This window comes from Enterobacter sp. DC1 (genome assembly GCF_000568075.1).
GTDB classification, from domain to species: domain Bacteria; phylum Pseudomonadota; class Gammaproteobacteria; order Enterobacterales; family Enterobacteriaceae; genus Enterobacter; species Enterobacter asburiae.
In genome coordinates this window covers 39843-59716 of sequence record NZ_AZUA01000001.1, presented here as the reverse complement: position 1 = coordinate 59716, position 19874 = coordinate 39843, and the positions used below count along the sequence as shown (strand labels likewise).

Sequence of the window (19874 nt, the reverse complement as noted above, 5' to 3'; positions counted from 1 at the left end):
AGTAAATTAGTGTGCTGAAGCAGAAAGTAACTCTTTGTTTTACTTTGTGTTACGCAAGTCGTATCGGCTCTGTCTATACTGTGTGACGTATCGAGCGCTGGTTTACTAAAAGAGTTTAAACATTATCAGGAGAGCATTATGGCTGTTACTAATATCGCTGAACTGAACGCCCTCGTCGAGCGCGTTAAAAAAGCCCAGCGTGAATATGCCAATTTCACCCAAGAACAGGTTGATAAAATCTTCCGCGCGGCCGCACTGGCTGCTGCAGATGCTCGAATCCCTCTCGCTAAAATGGCCGTTGCCGAATCCGGCATGGGTATCGTGGAAGATAAAGTGATCAAAAACCACTTTGCTTCCGAGTATATCTACAACGCCTATAAAGATGAGAAAACCTGTGGCGTGCTGTCCGAAGACGACACCTTCGGTACCATCACCATCGCTGAACCTATCGGCATCATCTGCGGTATTGTTCCGACAACTAACCCAACTTCTACGGCTATCTTCAAATCACTGATTAGCCTGAAGACCCGTAACGCAATCATCTTCTCTCCACACCCACGTGCGAAAGACGCGACTAACAAAGCGGCAGATATTGTCCTGCAGGCGGCGATCGCTGCTGGCGCACCAAAAGATCTGATTGGCTGGATCGATCAACCTTCCGTTGAACTCTCCAATGCCCTGATGCATCACCCGGACATTAACCTGATCCTGGCGACCGGTGGTCCTGGCATGGTTAAAGCCGCATACAGCTCCGGTAAACCTGCGATCGGTGTGGGCGCGGGTAACACCCCTGTTGTTATCGACGAAACTGCTGACATCAAACGTGCCGTTGCGTCTGTACTAATGTCTAAAACCTTCGATAACGGCGTGATCTGTGCATCTGAACAGTCTGTTGTTGTTGTCGATTCCGTGTACGACGCTGTTCGTGAACGTTTCGCCAGCCACGGCGGCTACCTGCTGCAGGGCAAAGAGCTGAAAGCCGTTCAGGACATTATCCTGAAAAATGGCGCGTTGAACGCTGCCATCGTGGGTCAACCAGCGTACAAAATTGCTGAACTCGCAGGCTTTACCGTTCCGGCTACAACCAAAATCCTGATCGGTGAAGTGAAAGTGGTCGACGAAAGCGAGCCGTTTGCACATGAAAAACTGTCTCCAACGCTTGCCATGTACCGTGCGAAAGATTTCGAAGACGCGGTAGAGAAAGCCGAGAAACTGGTTGCCATGGGCGGTATCGGTCACACGTCTTGTCTGTACACCGACCAGGATAACCAGCCAGAACGCGTTGCCCACTTCGGTCAGATGATGAAAACTGCACGTATCCTGATTAACACCCCTGCTTCTCAGGGTGGTATCGGTGACCTGTACAACTTTAAACTCGCACCTTCCCTGACTCTGGGTTGTGGTTCCTGGGGTGGTAACTCCATCTCTGAAAACGTTGGTCCAAAACACCTGATCAACAAGAAAACCGTTGCTAAGCGAGCTGAAAACATGTTGTGGCACAAACTTCCGAAATCTATCTACTTCCGCCGTGGCTCACTGCCAATCGCGCTGGATGAAGTGATTACTGATGGCCACAAACGTGCGCTCATCGTGACTGACCGTTTCCTGTTCAACAACGGCTACGCTGACCAGATCACCTCTGTACTGAAAGCGGCCGGCGTTGAAACTGAAGTGTTCTTTGAAGTTGAAGCTGACCCTACCCTGAGCGTTGTGCGTAAAGGTGCTGAACTGGCTAACTCCTTCAAACCAGATGTGATTATCGCACTGGGTGGCGGTTCCCCAATGGACGCCGCGAAAATTATGTGGGTCATGTACGAGCATCCTGAAACCCACTTCGAAGAACTGGCGCTGCGCTTTATGGACATCCGTAAACGTATCTACAAGTTCCCGAAAATGGGCGTAAAAGCGAAAATGATCGCGGTAACCACCACTTCCGGTACCGGTTCAGAAGTTACGCCATTCGCAGTAGTAACGGACGATGCAACTGGTCAGAAATACCCACTGGCGGACTATGCGCTGACCCCAGACATGGCTATCGTTGATGCGAACCTGGTCATGGAGATGCCGAAATCACTCTGTGCGTTCGGTGGTCTGGATGCGGTAACTCACGCCCTGGAAGCTTACGTTTCTGTGCTGGCATCTGAGTTCTCTGACGGTCAGGCTCTGCAGGCTCTGAAACTGCTGAAGGAAAACCTGCCAGCGTCCTACAACGAAGGGTCTAAAAACCCGGTAGCACGTGAACGCGTTCACAGTGCAGCAACCATCGCCGGTATCGCGTTTGCGAACGCCTTCCTGGGTGTTTGCCACTCTATGGCGCACAAGCTGGGTTCTCAGTTCCACATTCCTCACGGTCTGGCGAACGCCCTGTTGATCAGCAACGTTATCCGTTATAACGCTAACGACAACCCAACCAAGCAGACTGCTTTCAGCCAGTACGACCGCCCGCAAGCGCGTCGTCGTTACGCTGAAATCGCAGACCACCTTGGTCTGAGCGCACCGGGCGACCGTACTGCTGCGAAGATTGAGAAACTGCTGGCATGGCTGGAAAGCCTGAAAGCTGAGCTGGGTATTCCTAAATCTATCCGTGAAGCAGGCGTTCAGGAAGCTGACTTCCTCGCTCACGTAGACAAGCTGTCTGAAGATGCATTCGATGACCAGTGTACTGGTGCTAACCCGCGCTACCCACTGATCTCCGAGCTGAAACAGATTCTGCTGGATACCTTCTACGGTCGTGAGTTCAAAGAAGGTGACGTTGCCGCTGTGAAAACAGAAGTTCCTGTCATCAAAGCTGATAAGAAAGCGAAGAAAAGCGCATAATTAGCAGCAGATGAAAAAACCCGCCTTTATGGCGGGTTTTTTTATGTCTGTATAACAAGGCTGGCGTTATTTCCTGTTGTCGTGCTGAATCGCCGTCAGCGAGCCTACAGACAACGCTTCCTTATAATGCTTACGACAGACTGAAACATAGCGTTCATTACCGCCTATAACCACCTGCTCGCCATCTGCATAAGGTTTCCCGGCCTGGTCGAGACGAAGCACCATGCTGGCTTTGCGACCGCAGAAGCAGATTGTTTTCAATTCGACAAGCTTATCCGACCAGGCGAGCAAATACTGGCTACCGGCAAAGAGCTCACCGCGGAAATCCGTACGCAGGCCGTAACACAGCACGGGAATATCGAGCTCATCGACCACCTCTGAAAGGGCATGAACCTGTTCACGCGTCAGAAACTGGCTCTCATCTACCAGAACACAGTGAATGGGCTGTACAGCATGTTCTGTGCGAATGTCCTCATACAGATCGGTTTTAGGGTTAAACAGTCTGGCAGGCGACGAGAGCCCTATTCTGGAACTCACCTTCCCTGCGCCAAAGCGATCGTCAATTTCAGCCGTATAAACAACGGTACGCATCCCGCGCTCCTGGTAATTGTACGAGGATTGCAGCAACGCGGTGGATTTCCCGGCATTCATTGCCGAATAGTAGAAATAAAGTTGTGCCATTGGCCGTAAAACCCTAATCAATGTGTAATATTCCCGATGATTCATTGTACCATAATTTGTCTGGTCATCAGCGATGTAGCACACAGAGGAAGCGTTTCAGCGCGGATTTCACAACCTTCCTTTCATGAAAATAGCCCGTTAAAACATGAAGTAAACTCCTTCTGCCCGGCCAATATGTTATATGTTCAGCCAAACATAACACTGCTTTTTATAGTGGAATCCCCGTTCTTTAAAATTCACTATTTATTAACTATTACAGTCTTAACATCACGCTGGGGTACTAATACAAAAGGCTGATATTTTTCCGCCGCAACTATAATTCCTGAGGCAAATGTCACAAAAAAAAGATGCAATCGGCCGGGTTCTGCCGGGTGACGTGATAACAAACGAGACTGGTGGTTGATGAAATTTAAGTTAGCGTAATTAATAATAGCGGCATTATTTAGTATTTTTTGAATTCCTTACATTCCTGGCTATTGCACAACTGAATTTATGGCTCTATTATTAGGTCAACAAACCACCCCCCATTATAAGTTTGAGATTACTACAATGAGCGAAGCACTTAAAATTCTGAACAACATCCGTACTCTTCGTGCGCAGGCAAGAGAATGCACCCTCGAAACGCTTGAAGAAATGCTGGAAAAATTAGAAGTTGTAGTTAATGAACGTCGTGAAGAAGAAAGCGCAGCTGCTGCTGAAATCGAAGAACGTACTCGTAAACTGCAGCAATATCGTGAAATGCTGATTGCTGATGGTATCGATCCAAATGAATTGCTGAACAGCATGGCTGCAGCTAAAACCGGTACTAAAGCCAAGCGTGCTGCTCGTCCTGCTAAATATAGCTACGTTGACGAGAACGGCGAAACTAAAACCTGGACTGGCCAGGGCCGCACTCCTGCTGTTATCAAGAAAGCCATGGACGAACAAGGTAAACAGCTGGACGACTTCCTGATCAAGGATTAATCGAGCCGTATTCAGAAAAATCCCGCGTAATGCGGGATTTTTTTTAACCTAAATTTGTCGCAAACATCCCCTTACACTCTGTCATAAAGCATTATTTGGCAATTTTAATAACTGTACTTAGAGACAGGTTTCAGAAGTGTTTAGGGCATAAAAAAACCGGTGGGCAGCGCCTCACCGGTTTCGGACATATGTAACCGTGGCTTATTTCTTAATACCTACGCTCTCTTTGAGCCAGGTTTTAAATTCTTCACCAAGAGTATTGTGGCGAATACCATATTCAACAAACGCCTGCATATAACCAAGCTTATTACCGCAGTCATGGCTCTTACCTTTCATATGGTAAGCCTCAACGGTCTCTTTCTCGATGAGCATATCAATGGCATCCGTCAGCTGAATCTCATCACCCGCTCCTGGAGGCGTTTTCGCCAGCAGAGGCCAGATTTCAGCGCTCAGGACATAGCGACCTACAACGGCCAGGTTTGAAGGCGCTACGTCGGCTTTAGGCTTCTCTACCACGCCAACCATTGGCACGCTTTCGCCCGGCTCAAGGTTAACGCCTTTGCAGTCAACCACACCGTATGCCGTCACGTCTTCAACAGGCTCAACCATGATCTGGCTGCTGCCGGTTTCGTCGAAACGTTTGATCATCTCTGCCAGGTTATCCTGAGAAAGATCGGATTCGTATTCGTCCAGAATTACGTCAGGCAGAATTACCGCTACAGGCTCATCACCTACAACCGGATGTGCACACATAACAGCGTGGCCGAGACCTTTAGCCAGGCCCTGACGAACCTGCATAATGGTAACGTGTGGCGGGCAAATAGACTGAACTTCTTCTAACAGCTGACGCTTAACACGCTTTTCCAGCATGGCTTCAAGTTCAAAGCTTGTATCGAAATGGTTTTCGATAGAGTTTTTTGATGAATGCGTAACCAGCACAATTTCAGTGATGCCGGCAGCGATACATTCATTAACGACATACTGGATTAATGGCTTATCAACCAGAGGCAGCATCTCTTTAGGAATTGCCTTAGTTGCTGGTAACATCCTGGTCCCCAATCCCGCTACCGGGATGACGGCCTTTCTGACTTTCGAATTTAGGGCAGCCATTCAAATTCTCCTGAGCTGTTCAAGTTTTGAACTTTTATGCAATAAATAACGCGTTAAGTATATCAGCCTCGCCCCGCAGTCCGGGTCTGAAAAGAACGCGTTGCCGATCAATTAGGATAAATACGCATGAAACTGGGCAGCGATAGTAGCACTCCCCGTAAAACACAGGTAAAGCAATCTTAAAATTAAGATCCAATTGCTTATTCCGTGGACAACATTAAGCGTAGCCGTCCCCCGGCGCCCCAAATTTGGCACTGCCAGGAGGAACAGCGGTGGCTAATTTGATTAAGATACGCCGTACCCAATGTCCCAAGCGGCACACCGTTGCTCACCTCAATATGATGTTCACCGGTATTCAGTGAAGCGTTAAGACCTGCTGAGACGAGGATCAGATTCTTTAAACCGCTGTGGTAATAGCCGACCAGCAGCGGGAACTGTCCGGGCAAATTAGCCTGACGAAAAAGCTGGTTTACCTGTTTGAGCAAACTGCCTAACTCCGGCAGCCGTTGTCCCTGATGCGATAACTGTTCCTGCAGCAAACCATTAAATAGCGCGCGAAGAAGCAACGCGGCTAATACGCCATTATCCCCCGCACGGGTGACATCCAGAGAATAAAACGCAAGGTCGGAATCAGATAATGGTGCGATATCCAGCACCAGTCCCGGCTGGTCAGCCGCCACCAGCTGGCGATAATTTACGCGGCAGTGCGAAATAGTTTGCTGAACGGGCGGCTGAAGTTCTTGCAACAGTTTCGCGGCAGCAGGAGGATCACTCACCAGGGCATCCCAGTCCTGGAAAAGACGCTCCTCTTCCTCTACCCGGGAATTAAACATATTCGGATAAAGGCACGCTAAGACCGTTTCTCGCAGCCGGTTCAGATCCTTGACCGGCTTAAGCAGAATATCCTGGACGCCAAGACGCAATGCTTTGGCGATATCCGCCATATTCTCTGTGGCAGAGATCACCAGAATCGGCGTCTGGTTGCCTTCGTTACGCAGATGTTCAACCAGCTTCAGCCCATTCATGCGCGGCATCTCAATGTCGCAAATCATCAAATCGGGCGTAATGCTGATCATTTTTTCCAGGGCGTCGATACCATCTTCAGCCAGTGAAGTGATTGCTCCCAGCGAGGATAACCACGATTCCAGTAGCGATCGGAAAACGGGCTCGTCTTCTACAATCAAAATGTGTTTTCCGGCCAATGGCTGCGTCATGGTTCCTCCCCTGGCTGACAGTAACTAAATAGTGGCATGCGATCGGCACTATCGCCTGTCAGATTTTGCTGAAGTAGTCAAAAAAAGGTGCTTAACGTGCTGTTTGCACAAAAGGCAACAATTCGTCCATTTTCTTTTCGACGGCTAACGAGCCCGCTGCGATGGCGGCCTCAGCCCGATGGAAATCAAGAGTAGAGATTTGCGGACAGTAAGGCTGAATAAGAATATCTGGCGGGTCGCCTGCCATACGATTGCGCTTAAGGCGGTTCTCCAGAACCTGGATTGACGTGGTCATGATTTCTATCGCCGTCGGCGCGGCAACCGAGCGTCGCGCGGCCATGCGCCCGATTCTGCCGCGCAGGCGCTCATGCCAGGCCAGTTTCTCGCCCTCGGCATCTTCGCTCTGGAGATTGACCGGCATGAGGTCCTGCTGCATCAGGTGAGCGTCGTGCTGCAGGTCGACGGCAATCACGATATCCGCCCCCATTGCACGGGTCAGAGAGATGGGAACCGGGTTCACGACGCCACCGTCGACAAGCCAGTAACCGTTGTGCGGGACAGGCGCCATGAGCCCCGGCATGCTGCAGGAGGCACGCACGGCAAGGTGAATATCCCCTTCGGTCAGCCAGAGTTCGCGTCCCGTGCTGAGGTTCGTCGCGACGGCGCCGAAGGGCATCTGACAATCAGTAAAGTCTTCGAGAGGCATAACCTGGCGGAACTGGTTAAAGACGCGTTCACCGCGCAGCAGCCCACCACGCTGCCACGAGAGGTCCATCAGACGCAGGACGTCCCAGTAGCTGAAGGAACGCACCCAGGTCTCGAGTTCCGGAAGCTTCCCGCACGCGTAAGCGGAGCCGACAAGCGATCCTATTGAACAACCCGCGACAATATCTACGTCAATGCCCATCTTGTTTAAGGCATTAATCACGCCGATGTGTGACCATCCCCGGGCTGCACCTGAGCCCAGCGCCAGTCCAATTTTAACCTTTCTCATTAGTCCTGTTTTACTTCCCCTGGATTCCTGACATAGCGTCAACGCAACAGCTCAGTTAACATAGTGCTACCCGAAGCGTTTTACGCCTTTATTATTTGTTCCAGGAAGAGAATCGTGTCTCAACTCTGCCCTTGTGGTAGCGCTCTGGAGTATAGCCTATGTTGCCAGCGATATCTGTCTGGCGATCAGGTTGCACCAGACCCGTCACACCTCATGCGTTCACGGTACACTGCTTTTGTGATCAAAGACGCAGACTACCTGATTAAAACCTGGCATCCCTCCTGCCAGGCTGCCGAATTCAGACAGGACATCGAAGCCGGCTTCGCGAACACGCAGTGGCTCGGCCTTACCGTCTATGAATCCTCAACGGGCAGTCATGTGGATGAAGGTTACGTCAGCTTCGTTGCCCGCTTTACCGAGAATAATAAACCTGGAGCCATTATCGAGCGTTCCCGGTTCTTAAAGGAAAGCGGGCAGTGGTATTATATTGACGGAACGCGCCCACAGTTTGGTCGTAACGATCCCTGCCCGTGTGGTTCAGGTAAAAAATTTAAAAAGTGTTGCGGGCAGTAATGCCTGACAGCCCAGACTTCGCAAATACAAACAGGATTTCCCGGCGATGCAATCATTACAACGTAAAGTTCTGCGCACCATCTGTCCCGATCAAAAAGGACTGATCGCACGAATTACCAACATTTGCTACAAACATGAACTGAATATCGTGCAGAACAACGAGTTCGTTGACCACCGTACCGGCCGCTTCTTTATGCGTACCGAGCTCGAAGGTATTTTCAACGACACCACCCTGCTTGCCGATCTCGACAGTGCGCTTCCGGAAGGTTCCGTGCGCGAACTGACCCCAGCCGGTCGACGCCGCATTGTGATCCTGGTGACAAAAGAAGCACACTGTCTGGGCGACCTGCTGATGAAAGCAAACTACGGCGGTCTGGACGTGGAAATAGCTGCCGTTATTGGCAATCATGAGACGCTGCGCACGCTGGTCGAGCGTTTTGATATTCCGTTCGAGCTGGTGAGCCACGAAGGCCATACCCGTGAAGAACACGACGATCTGATGGCTCAGGCCATTGAAGCGCATAACCCAGACTACGTGGTGCTGGCGAAATACATGCGCGTGTTGACGCCATCCTTCGTGGCGCGTTTCCCGAACAAGATCATCAACATTCACCACTCGTTCCTGCCGGCCTTTATTGGTGCGCGTCCCTACCACCAGGCCTACGAGCGCGGCGTGAAGATCATCGGTGCGACCGCGCACTACGTGAATGACAACCTGGACGAAGGTCCAATCATCATGCAGGACGTGATTCACGTGGACCACACCTACACGGCCGAGGACATGATGCGCGCAGGGCGTGACGTTGAGAAGAACGTGCTGAGTCGTGCGCTGTATCAGGTGCTGGCGCAGCGTGTCTTTGTCTACGGCAACAGAACCATCATTCTTTAATCTTTCGGAAAATGAATTGATTAGGTTTGCGCCTTTACGGATAAAAAGCAGGCAAACAGCTTCATTTCCCTAAAGGAATGCTTTACAGGGGCGTCTCATTTGATATGATGCGCCCCGCTTCCAGCAGGAAGCAGGCCAGTTAAAAGCATTACCCCGTGGTGGGGTTCCCGAGCGGCCAAAGGGAGCAGACTGTAAATCTGCCGTCATCGACTTCGAAGGTTCGAATCCTTCCCCCACCACCATCTCTCAGCACGACCTCAAAATTTGAATTACCCCTGGTGGGGTTCCCGAGCGGCCAAAGGGAGCAGACTGTAAATCTGCCGTCATCGACTTCGAAGGTTCGAATCCTTCCCCCACCACCATCACTTTCAAATAACTCCAAACCTTCTGCTCGCACCACGCATCATGCATTTCCGTAACGGGGAAGGATGAGAAGCTTCGACTAAGGTTCGATTCGAGCGTAGCGAGAAAGCGTTGCCGCAGGCAACGACCCGAAGGGCGAGGCGCAACGCGCCGAGTAATCCTTCCCCCACCACCATCACTTCCAGAAAATCCACAATCATAATACAACCGAACCGCGTTCGCCTTCGTAGGCCGGGTAAGGCGCAGCCGTCACCCGGCGACAGAAGCCTACATCGGCGGCAAACGACGCTTCACCGGCGAACTCTTCACAATCGACGTATTGCACTGGGCATGCTCCGCCAGGCCGTCCAGCAGCACATCCAGCTGCTCTATCGAGCGCACCACCAGCCTAATCACAAAGCAATCTTCCCCGGTGACCTTGTCGCTCTCAATACACTCCGGCATCGCCTGAATGTATTTATCCACCTTATGCAACAGCCCCGGCAAAGGCCGCACGCGCACCAGCGCCTGCAGCGTATACCCCAGCGCCGCCAGATTCACCCGTGCGCCATACCCCTGAATCACACCGCGCTCTTCCAGCCTCTTCAGGCGTTCTGCCGTGCTGGGGGAAGTCAGACCGATGCGTCCGCTGAGCACCTTTAAAGACATGCGCGCATCCTCGACCAGACAGGCTAGAATCTGTCGGTCGATATCATCGAGAAGGTATTCCATCGCTTTCACCTAATTTTAAAAAGCCATTAACGTATTCAACCTTATCTCACCCCTGTAAAACCCGACAGCAATTTTCGACAATAGCGTCACTAATCAGGAGGTGGATGATGCGTGATTTCCATAAAGGCGTCTGGCAAATGAGCCTGGCGATGTTAATTTCCGGCTCTATCGGTGCGTTTGTTTTACTCAGCGGCCTGCCGGTGACGGAAGTGGTGTTCTGGCGCTGTCTTATCGGGGCAATGGCGCTTTTTATTTTTATCCGGGTAAGTCAAAAGCCCTTCAGTCCCCTCACCCGCACCACGTTGCTGCTGGCCATTCTCGGTGGCGTAGCGCTCGTGGTGAACTGGCTGCTGCTTTTCGCGGCCTATGAGCGGATCTCCATTGGTCTTTCGACCGTGGTCTATAACACCCAGCCGTTTATGCTGGTCCTGATGGGGATGTTTTTAGGTGAACGCGTCAGCCTCGTGAAATGGGGCTGGCTGATCCTCGCCTTTGGCGGCGTGGTGATCTTGCTCTCCAGCGAGCTGACCGGCGCGCACGGCGGTGAATGGCTCGCCGGAATCGGCCTGGCGATAGCCGCGGCTTTCTTCTATGCGGTCACGGCCATTATTGCCCGCAAGCTCAGATCCGTTGCGCCGCAGCATATTGCCTTTATCCAGGTGCTGACGGGCGTCGTGATGCTTTTACCGTTTGCCAGCATGCCGTCATTTTCCGGTGATTTTCCCTGGCCGATCCTGCTCACGCTGGGCATCGTCCATACCGGCATTATGTACCAGCTGCTCTACAGCGCAATTCAGAAGCTGCCTACGCCCATTACCGGCTCCCTGTCGTTTATCTATCCGGTGGTGGCAATCGTTGTCGATAATCTGGTGTTCGGACACTCGCTGAACCTGACGCAGCTCGCTGGCGGCGCGCTGATCCTGTTTGCTGCAGCGGGCAACAACCTGGGCTGGGGCGAAAAAAAACCCCGCGAGTGCGGGGTGAGTGTCAAAACGGTGAATTAGCGACGGGCGCGCACGATCTGGTATTTGCGCGTCAGGTACTCCACCGGCGCGCTCCAGATATGCACCAGACGAGAGAACGGGAACAGCACAAACAGCGTCATCCCCAGCACCAGGTGAACGCGGAAGATAAACGCCACGCCGTCCAGGTGCGTGGAGGCTCCGCCGTGGAAGGTCACCACGGACTGCGCCCAGCCGACCAGCTTCATCATTTCGCTGCCGTCCATATGCTGCGCCGAGAACGGAATGGTCAGCAGGCCCAGTGCGCACTGCACCATCAGCAGGGAGAGGATCAGGATGTCCGCTGCGGTCGTGGTTGCACGCACGCGCGGGCTGAACAGACGGCGTTTCAGCAGCAGCAGGCCACCCACCAGGGTCATCACGCCGCAGGCACCGCCGGCGATCATCGCCATCTTCTGCTTCACCTCAATCGGTAGCCACGCTTCATACATCCAGTGCGGCGTCAGCATCCCCAGGAAGTGACCGGCAAAAATCCCCAGAATACCGATGTGGAACAGGTTAGAGCCCACATGCATCCCTTTACGATCCAGCATCTGGCTGGAGGCAGCACGCCAGGTGTACTGGCCGTAGTCGTAGCGCAGCCAGCTTCCCACCAGGAACACGGTGCCCGCGATATACGGGTAAATGTCAAAGAAGAACATATTCAGGAAGTGCATTAGTGCCGTCCTCCGTTAGAGATATTCAAATATTGCGGGGCAACCGCGCCGGCAAAACGACGCTGGTGAGCGGAGATTTCAGACTCGCCGCAGTTCTGGTCAGCAAAGAATTTCACCTGCTCTTCTTCCCAGACCGCATCCAGCGCTTGTGGCGTATCATCGCGGGCTTCATCCGCAATTTTCTCCGCCACTTTTTCACTGTCGACCGCGGCGTTGGCCAGCTTCACCAGCAGATCGAACAGCACCGCATAGCGGCTCTCCCGCTGCTGAAGACGCGCGCCGAGCAGCGCCAGGATCGGCGCGATGTCCTGCAGACCGCCCAGCGCCTCTTCTTTCGGCAGCTGCGCCAGGTACTCCAGATACAGCGGCAGATGATCCGGCAGCTCGCGGCTGTCGAGCTGCAGACCGTGCTGTTCGTACTGGGCCATCAGGTCCACCATCGCCTGACCGCGGTCACGGGACTCACCGTGCACGTGTTCAAACAGCAGCAGCGAGGTCGCACGGCCCCGGTCAAACAGCTGGCTGTAGTCCGACTGGGCATCCAGAAGATCGCGCGCCAGCAGATCGCGGAGGAAAACGCCCAGCTTCTGGGCATCGTCTTTATCCAGGTTTTCAGATGACGCGAGTGCATCAAAGAGTTCCTGCTGATGCTGCGCAAGCGCAGCATCCGGGTACTCGAGCAGACGCGAAACAATGACGAGTTCAATCATTGGTGCGGCTCCGTTTTGCTGGTCACATCCATGGCGTCGATGCGGCGGCTGTTGAACAGGTTGAATTTGCTGTCTGACCCGTGGCAACCGTCGCCAAAGGTAAAGCCACAGCCATTTTTTTCCGGGAAGGCTTCGCGGGCCAGCTCGCGGTGGCTGCTCGGCACCACGAAACGGTCTTCGTAGTTGGCAATCGCCAGATAGCGGTACATTTCCTGCGCCTGCGCTTCGGTCAGGCCGACCTCTTCCAGCGCGCGGGTATCGGTCACACCGTCTACGGTTTCCGCACGTTTGAAGTGACGCATCGCCAGCATACGCTTCAGCGCGAGCAGTACCGGCTGGGTGTCCCCTGCGGTCAGCAGGTTAGCCAGGTACTGAACCGGAATACGCAGGCTTTCCACGTCCGGCAGGATGCCGTTGCTGCCCAGTTCGCCCGCGTCAGCGGCAGACTGAATCGGCGACAGCGGCGGCACGTACCAGACCATCGGCAGGGTGCGGTATTCCGGGTGCAGCGGCAGCGCCAGCTTCCAGTCCATCGCCATTTTGTACACCGGTGACTGCTGCGCCGCATCGATGACGCTCTGCGGCACGCCGTCCTTCAGCGCCTGCTCAATCACCTTCGGATCGTTCGGATCGAGGAAGACGTCCAGCTGACGCTGATATAGATCTTTCTCGTGCTCGGTGCTGGCGGCGTTTTCAATCGCGTCCGCGTCATACAGCAGCACGCCGAGGTAGCGAATACGGCCTACGCAGCTTTCGGAGCAGACGGTTGGCATCCCGGCTTCGATACGCGGGTAGCAGAAGATGCACTTCTCAGACTTGCCGCTCTTCCAGTTGAAGTAGATTTTTTTGTACGGGCAGCCGGTGATACACATACGCCAGCCGCGGCACTTGTCCTGGTCGATCAGCACGATGCCATCTTCTTCACGCTTGTAGATGGCGCCGCTCGGGCAGGTCGCCACGCACGCCGGGTTGAGGCAGTGCTCGCACAGGCGCGGCAGATACATCATGAAGGTGTTTTCGAACTGGCCGTACATCGCTTTCTGCATGTTCTCGAAGTTCTGGTCTTTGGCGCGTTTCTCGAACTCGCCGCCCAGAATCTCTTCCCAGTTTGGACCGCTGGTGATCTTGTCCATGCGCTGACCGGTGATCAGCGAGCGAGGACGAGCGATCGGCTGGTGCTTGCTTTCCGGCGCGTTGTGCAGGTTCTGATAGTCGTAGTCAAACGGCTCGTAGTAATCGTCGATTCCCGGCAGGTGCGGGTTAGCGAAAATTTTACCCAGCAGCATTGCGCGGTTACCCATGCGCGGCTGCAGCTTGCCGTTGATTTTACGGATCCAGCCGCCCTTCCACTTCTCCTGGTTTTCCCAGTCGGTCGGGAAGCCGGTGCCCGGCTTGCTTTCGACGTTGTTGAACCAGGCGTACTCCATACCTTCGCGGCTGGTCCAGACGTTTTTACAGGTGACCGAGCAGGTATGACAGCCGATGCATTTATCCAGATTCAGCACCATGCCGACTTGTGAACGAATTTTCATTTTACGCTCTCCTGTACCTGGTCATTACCTTCGCCGTCTAACCAGTTAATGTTCTTCATCTTACGTACCACCACGAACTCATCGCGGTTCGATCCTACGGTGCCGTAGTAGTTAAAGCCGTAGGCCAGCTGCGCATAGCCGCCGATCATGTGGGTCGGCTTCGGCGTAATGCGGGTCACGGAGTTGTGGATCCCGCCGCGCTGCTCGGTAATTTCTGACCCCGGCAGGTTAACGATACGTTCCTGCGCGTGATACATCATGGTCATCCCGGCCGGTACGCGCTGGCTCACCACCGCACGCGCCGTCAGGGCACCGTTGCTGTTGAACACTTCGATCCAGTCGTTATCTTCAATACCCAGATCTTTGGCGTCCGCTTCGCTCATCCAGACAATCGGACCGCCGCGCGACAGGGTCAGCATCAGCAGGTTGTCGCTGTAGGTGGAGTGAATACCCCACTTCTGGTGCGGCGTCAGGAAGTTCAGCGCCTTCTCTGGGTTACCGTTCGATTTCGCGCCCATTACCGCTTTCACGGAGCGGGTGTCGATTGGCGGACGGTAGACCAGCAGGCTTTCACCGAAGTCGCGCATCCACTGGTGATCCTGATAGAGCGACTGACGGCCTGACAGGGTGCGCCATGGGATCAGCTCGTGAACGTTGGTATAGCCCGCGTTATAGGACACGTGCTCATCTTCCAGGCCTGACCAGGTCGGGCTGGATATAATCTTGCGCGGCTGCGCCTGAATATCGCGGAAGCGGATTTTCTCTTCCTCTTTATTCGTCGCCAGGTGCGTATGGTCGCGGCCGGTGAACTCGCTCAGCGCCGCCCAGGCTTTCACGGCAACGTGGCCGTTGGTTTCCGGGGCCAGGGTCAGGATCATCTCTGCCGCATCAATCGCCGTGTTCAGCATGGGCTGGCCTTTCGCCGGGCCGTCCGCTTTGGTGTAGTTGAGCTTGCGCAGCAGATCCATTTCGCTCTGGGTATTCCAGGCGATCCCCTTCCCGCCGTTACCGATTTTCTCCATCAGCGGGCCGATAGAAGTAAAGCGCTCGTAGGTTGCCGGGTAGTCGCGTTCAACCGGAATAATGTGCGGTGCGGTCACGCCCGGGATCAGGTCGCATTCGCCTTTTTTCCAGTCCTTCACGTCCAGCGGCTGCGCCAGTTCGGCAGCGGAGTCGTGCTGAATTGGCAGCGTCACCACGTCGGTCTCTTTGCCCAGGTGCCCCACGCAGACTTCGGAGAATTTCTTGGCGATGTCTTTGTAGATATCCCAGTCGCTTTTCGATTCCCACGCCGGGTCAACGGCCGCAGACAGCGGATGAATAAACGGATGCATATCCGAGGTATTCATATCGTCTTTTTCGTACCAGGTCGCGGTTGGCAGCACGATGTCGGAGTACAGGCAGGTGCTGGACAGACGGAAGTCGAGCGTCACCACCAGATCCAGCTTGCCGTCGAGACCGTTGTCTTTCCACTCGACCTCTTCCGGCTTCACGCCGCCCTGCTTGCCGAGATCTTTCCCCTGAATACCGTTTTCGGTACCGAGCAGGTATTTCAGCATGTACTCGTGGCCTTTACCGGACGAGCCCAGCAGGTTGGAGCGCCAGATGAACAGGTTACGCGGATGGTTTTTGCCGTTCTCCGGCTGTTCAGCCGCAAAGCGGATTGAGCCATCCTTCAGGGATTTCACGGTGTAATCCACCGGGGACATTCCCGCCTTCTTCGCCGCTTCCGCAATGCGCAGCGGGTTAGTGCCCAGCTGCGGCGCCGACGGCAGCCAGCCCATGCGTTCAGCGCGCACGTTGAAGTCAATCAGGTGGCCGCTGTAGCGGGATTTATCCGCCATCGGCGACAGCAGCTCCTGCGCGGTGACCGTTTCGTAGCGCCACTGGCTGGAGTGGTTATAGAAGTAAGAGGTGCTGTTCATGTGGCGTGCCGGACGCTGCCAGTCGAGGGCAAACGCCAGCGGCTGCCAGCCGGTCTGCGGACGCAGTTTTTCCTGGCCGACGTAGTGCGCCCAGCCGCCGCCGCTCTGACCGACGCAGCCGCAGAAGATCAGCATGTTGATCAGACCGCGATAGTTCATATCGAGGTGATACCAGTGGTTCAGACCCGCGCCGACGATGATCATCGAACGGCCGTGCGTCTTGTCCGCGTTTTCTGCAAACTCACGTGCGATACGGGTAATGTGCGCGCGAGGCACGCCGGTAATCTGTTCCGCCCAGGCCGGGGTGTAGGCCTTCACGTCGTCATAGCCGGTTGCGCAGTTTTCATCGCCCAGACCGCGCTCCAGACCATAGTTCGCCATGGTCAGGTCATAAACGGTGGTGACCAGTGCGGTAGAACCGTCGGCCAGCTGCAGGCGTTTAACCGGCAGTTTGTGCATCAGAACGTTTTTCAGTTCAACCTTGTTGAAATGTTCTGAACCTTCACCGCCGAAGTACGGGAACCCGACTTCAGCGATCTCGTCCTGGCTGCCCAGCATGCTCAGGCGCAGCTCCGTCTCTTCGCCGGTGGTGCCGTTACGTTGCTCAAGGTTCCACTTGCCCTTCTCGCCCCAGCGGAAGCCGATAGAGCCGTTTGGCGCCACCAGCTCGCCGTTGCTGTTATACGCAACGGTTTTCCACTCAGGGTTATTTTCCTGGCCCAGCGAATCCACCAGATCGGCGGCGCGCAGCGTACGGCCAGCGGCATAGTAGCCCTCACGCTCTTCCAGCATGACCAGCATCGGCATGTCGGTGTAGCGACGAACGTAGTCGGTGAAGTACTGGCTTGGCTTATCAAGATGGAATTCACGCAGCATGACGTGGCCCATCGCCATCGCCATCGCGGCGTCGGTACCCTGTTTCGGCGCCAGCCACAGATCGCAAAGCTTGGCGATTTCCGCGTAGTCAGGGGTCACCGCCACGGTTTTGGTACCTTTGTAACGGACTTCGGTAAAGAAGTGCGCGTCCGGCGTACGCGTCTGAGGAACGTTTGAGCCCCAGGCGATAATGTAGCTGGAGTTGTACCAGTCCGCTGACTCCGGCACGTCGGTCTGCTCGCCCCAGGTCTGCGGAGACGCAGGCGGCAGGTCGCAGTACCAGTCGTAGAAGCTCAGGCAGGTACCGCCGATAAGCGACAGATAGCGCGCCCCGGAGGCGTAAGAGACCATCGACATCGCCGGAATTGGCGAGAAGCCCGCCACGCGGTCAGGACCGTAGGTTTTAACGGTATAGACGTTGGAGGCGGCAATCAGCTCGTTTACCTCTTTCCATGAGGAGCGAACGAAACCACCGCGACCGCGAGCCTGCTTGAAGCTTTTTGCTTTGTCAGCGTCTTCGATGATGGACGCCCAGGCATCCACCGGATCGCTGTGCTGCACTTTCGCTTCACGCCACATTTTCATCAGGCGCTTGCGCATCAGCGGGTATTTCAGACGGTTGGCGCTGTAGAGATACCAGGAGTAGCTGGCGCCACGCGGGCAGCCGCGCGGTTCGTGGTTTGGCATATCCGGGCGGGTGCGCGGATAGTCGGTCTGCTGCATTTCCCAGGTCACCAGACCGTTTTTAACGAAAATCTTCCAGCTGCATGAGCCAGTACAGTTCACGCCGTGGGTCGAACGGACGACTTTGTCATGCTGCCAGCGCTGGCGGTAACCGTCTTCCCAGTCCCGGTTGGTATCCAGAACCTGGCCGTGCCCATCGGCAAAAGTTTCACCCTTCTGTTTGAAGTAGCGAAACCGGTCCAAAAATTTGCTCATCGGGTATCTCCTGTGTGGAGCCTGTGGCTCTCTAAATCGACATTGCTGATTTGCAGCGAAGGTAACGCCCTGAAAGAGGGGGAGAATTGATAACGATCAAGACGAGGAGGGACTTTTCGGGGAGGGGTTATACCAAATACCACCAAAGCGGTATCTTCAAAAATTTCATATCACAATGAAATATAAAGTTATTTTTATTTTATCGTACAAAAAGCCAGTCAAAATTTAACATCTCAGGTATTAAGGGGTAGACCCACCTGCAAAGCGATGGCGATCGCAGTGTCACCGCTGACGTCTGCTGTAAAAGCCGTAAGTATGTTGTAACTATTATTCAGGCTAAAAAAACGCGGCCCGAAGGCCGCGTAAACGGATAATCACACTTACTTATTTTTCTTGGTATTTCGGCCATATACCAGCCACGTAATCACAACGCAGGCGATATAGAAGACGAGGAAGACCTTCATGGCACCGGCCGGAGAGCCGGTCAGGTCCAGAGAGATACCGAAGGCTTTCGGGATAAAGAAGCCGCCAATCGCGCCGATGGCAGAGATAAAGCCCAGCGCCGCAGCCGTATCCGTCGCCGCTTCACGCATGGCCTGCTCTTCGCTCCCGCCCTGCGCCTTCACGCGATCCATCGTCAGCTTACGGAAGATCACGGAGATCATCTGGAAGGTAGACGCACTCCCCAGCCCGGCCGTCAGGAACAGCACCATAAACACGCCGAAGAAGGCGATGAAGTTACCGCCCTGTCCGTCGACGGGCAGCGTGAGGAACAGCAGCGCGCAGAAGATTGCCATCACGACGAAGTTAACCAGCGTCACGCGGGTGCCGCCGAGACGGTCAGAGACCATGCCGCCCAGCGAACGCGCCAGGGCACCGATAAATGGCCCGAAGAAGGCAAAGTGCAGGATCTGAATCTCCGGGAACTGCGTTTTCGACAGCATCGCGAAGCCCGCAGAGAAGCCGATAAACGAACCGAAGGTGGCCAGATACAGCAGCGCCATCACCCAGAGGTGTCCACGCTTCAGCACCGGCAGCTGTTCGCTCAGCGACGCCTTCGATGCGGACAGGTCGTTCATAAAGAACCAGGCTGCGAGGGTGAAGACCACCAGGAAAGGTACCCAGATCCAGGCGGCGTTCTGCAGATAGAGAGAAGAACCATCCGCCTGCTCAACGCCACCGCCGCCAAAGGCCGCAAAAATAGAAACAGAGATCGCCAGCGGGGCAATCAGCTGCATCACGCTCACGCCCATATTTCCCAGACCGCCGTTAATGCCCAGCGCGCCGCCCTGCTTCGCTTTCGGGAAGAAGAAGCTGATGTTCGCCATGCTGGAGGCGAAGTTCGCGCCCGCAAAACCGCACAGCAGGGAGATAATCACGAATACGCTAAAAGGCGTAGAGGTATCCTGCACCGCGAAGCCGAGCCAGACGCAGGGGACGATCATGATGCCCGTACTAAACGCCGTCCAGCGACGACCGCCAAATACCGGCACCATAAACGCGTAAGGTACACGCAGCAGCGCGCCTGACAGCGACGGCAGCGCGGTCAACATGAACAGCTGATCGGTCGTAAACGTAAAACCCACTTTCGGCAGATTTACCGCCACCGCGCTAAACAACATCCATACGCAAAACGCTAATAACAAACACGGCACGGAAATCCATAGATTCCGGCTGGCTACACGATGGCCGCGCTGTTGCCAGAACGCCGGATCCTCTGGACGCCAGTCTGTAATAACGGCACCGTTTTCCCTTTCGGGAGCGGATGAGTGACTCATAGACACCTCTGATTCTCGAATGATGCTGCAAACATTAGGGTTTTAGGGCGGCGGTAAGTTGATATAAATCAAAGGAAAAGTGGGAGGATTTGCGACGCAAAATAAGGCCTCACCCTTAGTG

Annotated in this window: 15 protein-coding genes, 2 tRNA genes and 1 other RNA gene; 8 read left to right on the top strand and 10 right to left on the bottom strand. The window is 54.4% G+C overall.

Translation table 11 applies throughout. The features are described from left to right. Positions 1-138 precede the first annotated feature (138 nt). Complete coding sequence (gene adhE / locus P346_RS21080; protein ID WP_023312099.1) at positions 139-2817, top strand: bifunctional acetaldehyde-CoA/alcohol dehydrogenase; 2679 nt, start codon at positions 139-141, stop codon at positions 2815-2817. 66 nt (positions 2818-2883) lie between these two features. Here adhE and tdk read toward each other — a convergent pair whose 3' ends face one another. Beyond that, positions 2884-3498 carry a thymidine kinase gene (tdk, locus tag P346_RS21085; RefSeq protein ID WP_032656689.1) on the bottom strand — a complete coding sequence of 205 codons (615 nt, stop codon included), beginning with the start codon at positions 3496-3498 and terminating at the stop codon, positions 2884-2886. Between the two features lie 549 nt (positions 3499-4047). Between tdk and hns the strand changes: the two genes are divergently transcribed. Then, positions 4048-4461: a histone-like nucleoid-structuring protein H-NS gene (gene hns, locus P346_RS21090; protein WP_008502781.1), complete on the top strand. Its 414-nt coding sequence runs from the start codon at positions 4048-4050 to the stop codon at positions 4459-4461. A gap of 201 nt (positions 4462-4662) precedes the next feature. Here hns and galU read toward each other — a convergent pair whose 3' ends face one another. From galU to rssA, 3 genes are all read right to left on the bottom strand, one after another. Then, entirely contained in the window at positions 4663-5571 is a 909-nt protein-coding gene (gene galU, locus P346_RS21095) for a UTP--glucose-1-phosphate uridylyltransferase GalU (RefSeq protein WP_008502780.1), read from the bottom strand. A 200-nt stretch (positions 5572-5771) separates the two neighbouring features. Continuing rightward, complete coding sequence (gene rssB, locus P346_RS21100; protein WP_032656688.1) at positions 5772-6785, bottom strand: two-component system response regulator RssB; 1014 nt, start codon at positions 6783-6785, stop codon at positions 5772-5774. Positions 6786-6876: 91 nt separating this feature from the next. Next, positions 6877-7779 carry a patatin-like phospholipase RssA gene (gene rssA / locus P346_RS21105; RefSeq protein WP_029741684.1) on the bottom strand — a complete coding sequence of 301 codons (903 nt, stop codon included), beginning with the start codon at positions 7777-7779 and terminating at the stop codon, positions 6877-6879. 114 nt (positions 7780-7893) lie between these two features. On the opposite strand from rssA, the gene P346_RS21110 reads away from it, so the two are divergent. The 5 genes from P346_RS21110 to P346_RS22145 all read left to right on the top strand — a co-directional run bounded on the left by P346_RS21110 (position 7894) and on the right by P346_RS22145 (position 9779). After that, positions 7894-8352, top strand: coding sequence for a YchJ family protein (locus P346_RS21110; RefSeq protein ID WP_032656686.1), 459 nt, complete (start codon positions 7894-7896; stop codon positions 8350-8352). 46 nt (positions 8353-8398) lie between these two features. Further along, positions 8399-9241: a formyltetrahydrofolate deformylase gene (gene purU / locus P346_RS21115; RefSeq protein WP_023312104.1), complete on the top strand. Its 843-nt coding sequence runs from the start codon at positions 8399-8401 to the stop codon at positions 9239-9241. Positions 9242-9398: 157 nt separating this feature from the next. Continuing rightward, positions 9399-9483 (top strand) — tRNA-Tyr (locus P346_RS21120). 35 nt (positions 9484-9518) lie between these two features. Then, a tRNA-Tyr gene (locus tag P346_RS21125) sits at positions 9519-9603 on the top strand. Between the two features lie 45 nt (positions 9604-9648). Then, a non-coding RNA gene (locus tag P346_RS22145) (RtT sRNA) lies at positions 9649-9779 on the top strand. A 92-nt stretch (positions 9780-9871) separates the two neighbouring features. Here the strand turns inward: P346_RS22145 and P346_RS21130 are convergent. Then, positions 9872-10315 carry an Lrp/AsnC family transcriptional regulator gene (locus P346_RS21130; RefSeq protein ID WP_029740417.1) on the bottom strand — a complete coding sequence of 148 codons (444 nt, stop codon included), beginning with the start codon at positions 10313-10315 and terminating at the stop codon, positions 9872-9874. A 107-nt stretch (positions 10316-10422) separates the two neighbouring features. Between P346_RS21130 and P346_RS21135 the strand changes: the two genes are divergently transcribed. Beyond that, positions 10423-11319 carry a DMT family transporter gene (locus tag P346_RS21135; RefSeq protein WP_032656685.1) on the top strand — a complete coding sequence of 299 codons (897 nt, stop codon included), beginning with the start codon at positions 10423-10425 and terminating at the stop codon, positions 11317-11319. Here P346_RS21135 and narI read toward each other — a convergent pair. The 5 genes from narI to P346_RS21160 form a co-directional block, all read right to left on the bottom strand. Further along, a complete protein-coding gene (narI, locus tag P346_RS21140) occupies positions 11316-11993 on the bottom strand; it encodes a respiratory nitrate reductase subunit gamma (protein ID WP_032656684.1) in 678 nt (225 codons plus the stop codon). The two genes, P346_RS21135 and narI, sit on opposite strands and share 4 nt — an antisense overlap. Beyond that, complete coding sequence (gene narJ / locus P346_RS21145) at positions 11993-12703, bottom strand: nitrate reductase molybdenum cofactor assembly chaperone (protein WP_032656683.1); 711 nt, start codon at positions 12701-12703, stop codon at positions 11993-11995. The genes narI and narJ overlap by 1 nt, the downstream gene beginning before the upstream one ends. Then, positions 12700-14235, bottom strand: coding sequence for a nitrate reductase subunit beta (gene narH / locus P346_RS21150; protein WP_023312109.1), 1536 nt, complete (start codon positions 14233-14235; stop codon positions 12700-12702). Before narH ends, narJ begins: the two co-directional genes overlap by 4 nt. Further along, positions 14232-17975, bottom strand: coding sequence for a nitrate reductase subunit alpha (locus P346_RS21155; protein ID WP_032656682.1), 3744 nt, complete (start codon positions 17973-17975; stop codon positions 14232-14234). The genes narH and P346_RS21155 overlap by 4 nt, the downstream gene beginning before the upstream one ends. A gap of 380 nt (positions 17976-18355) precedes the next feature. Continuing rightward, positions 18356-19753, bottom strand: a complete 1398-nt coding sequence (locus P346_RS21160; RefSeq protein ID WP_032656681.1) for a NarK family nitrate/nitrite MFS transporter — start codon at positions 19751-19753, stop codon at positions 18356-18358. Positions 19754-19874 lie beyond the last annotated feature (121 nt).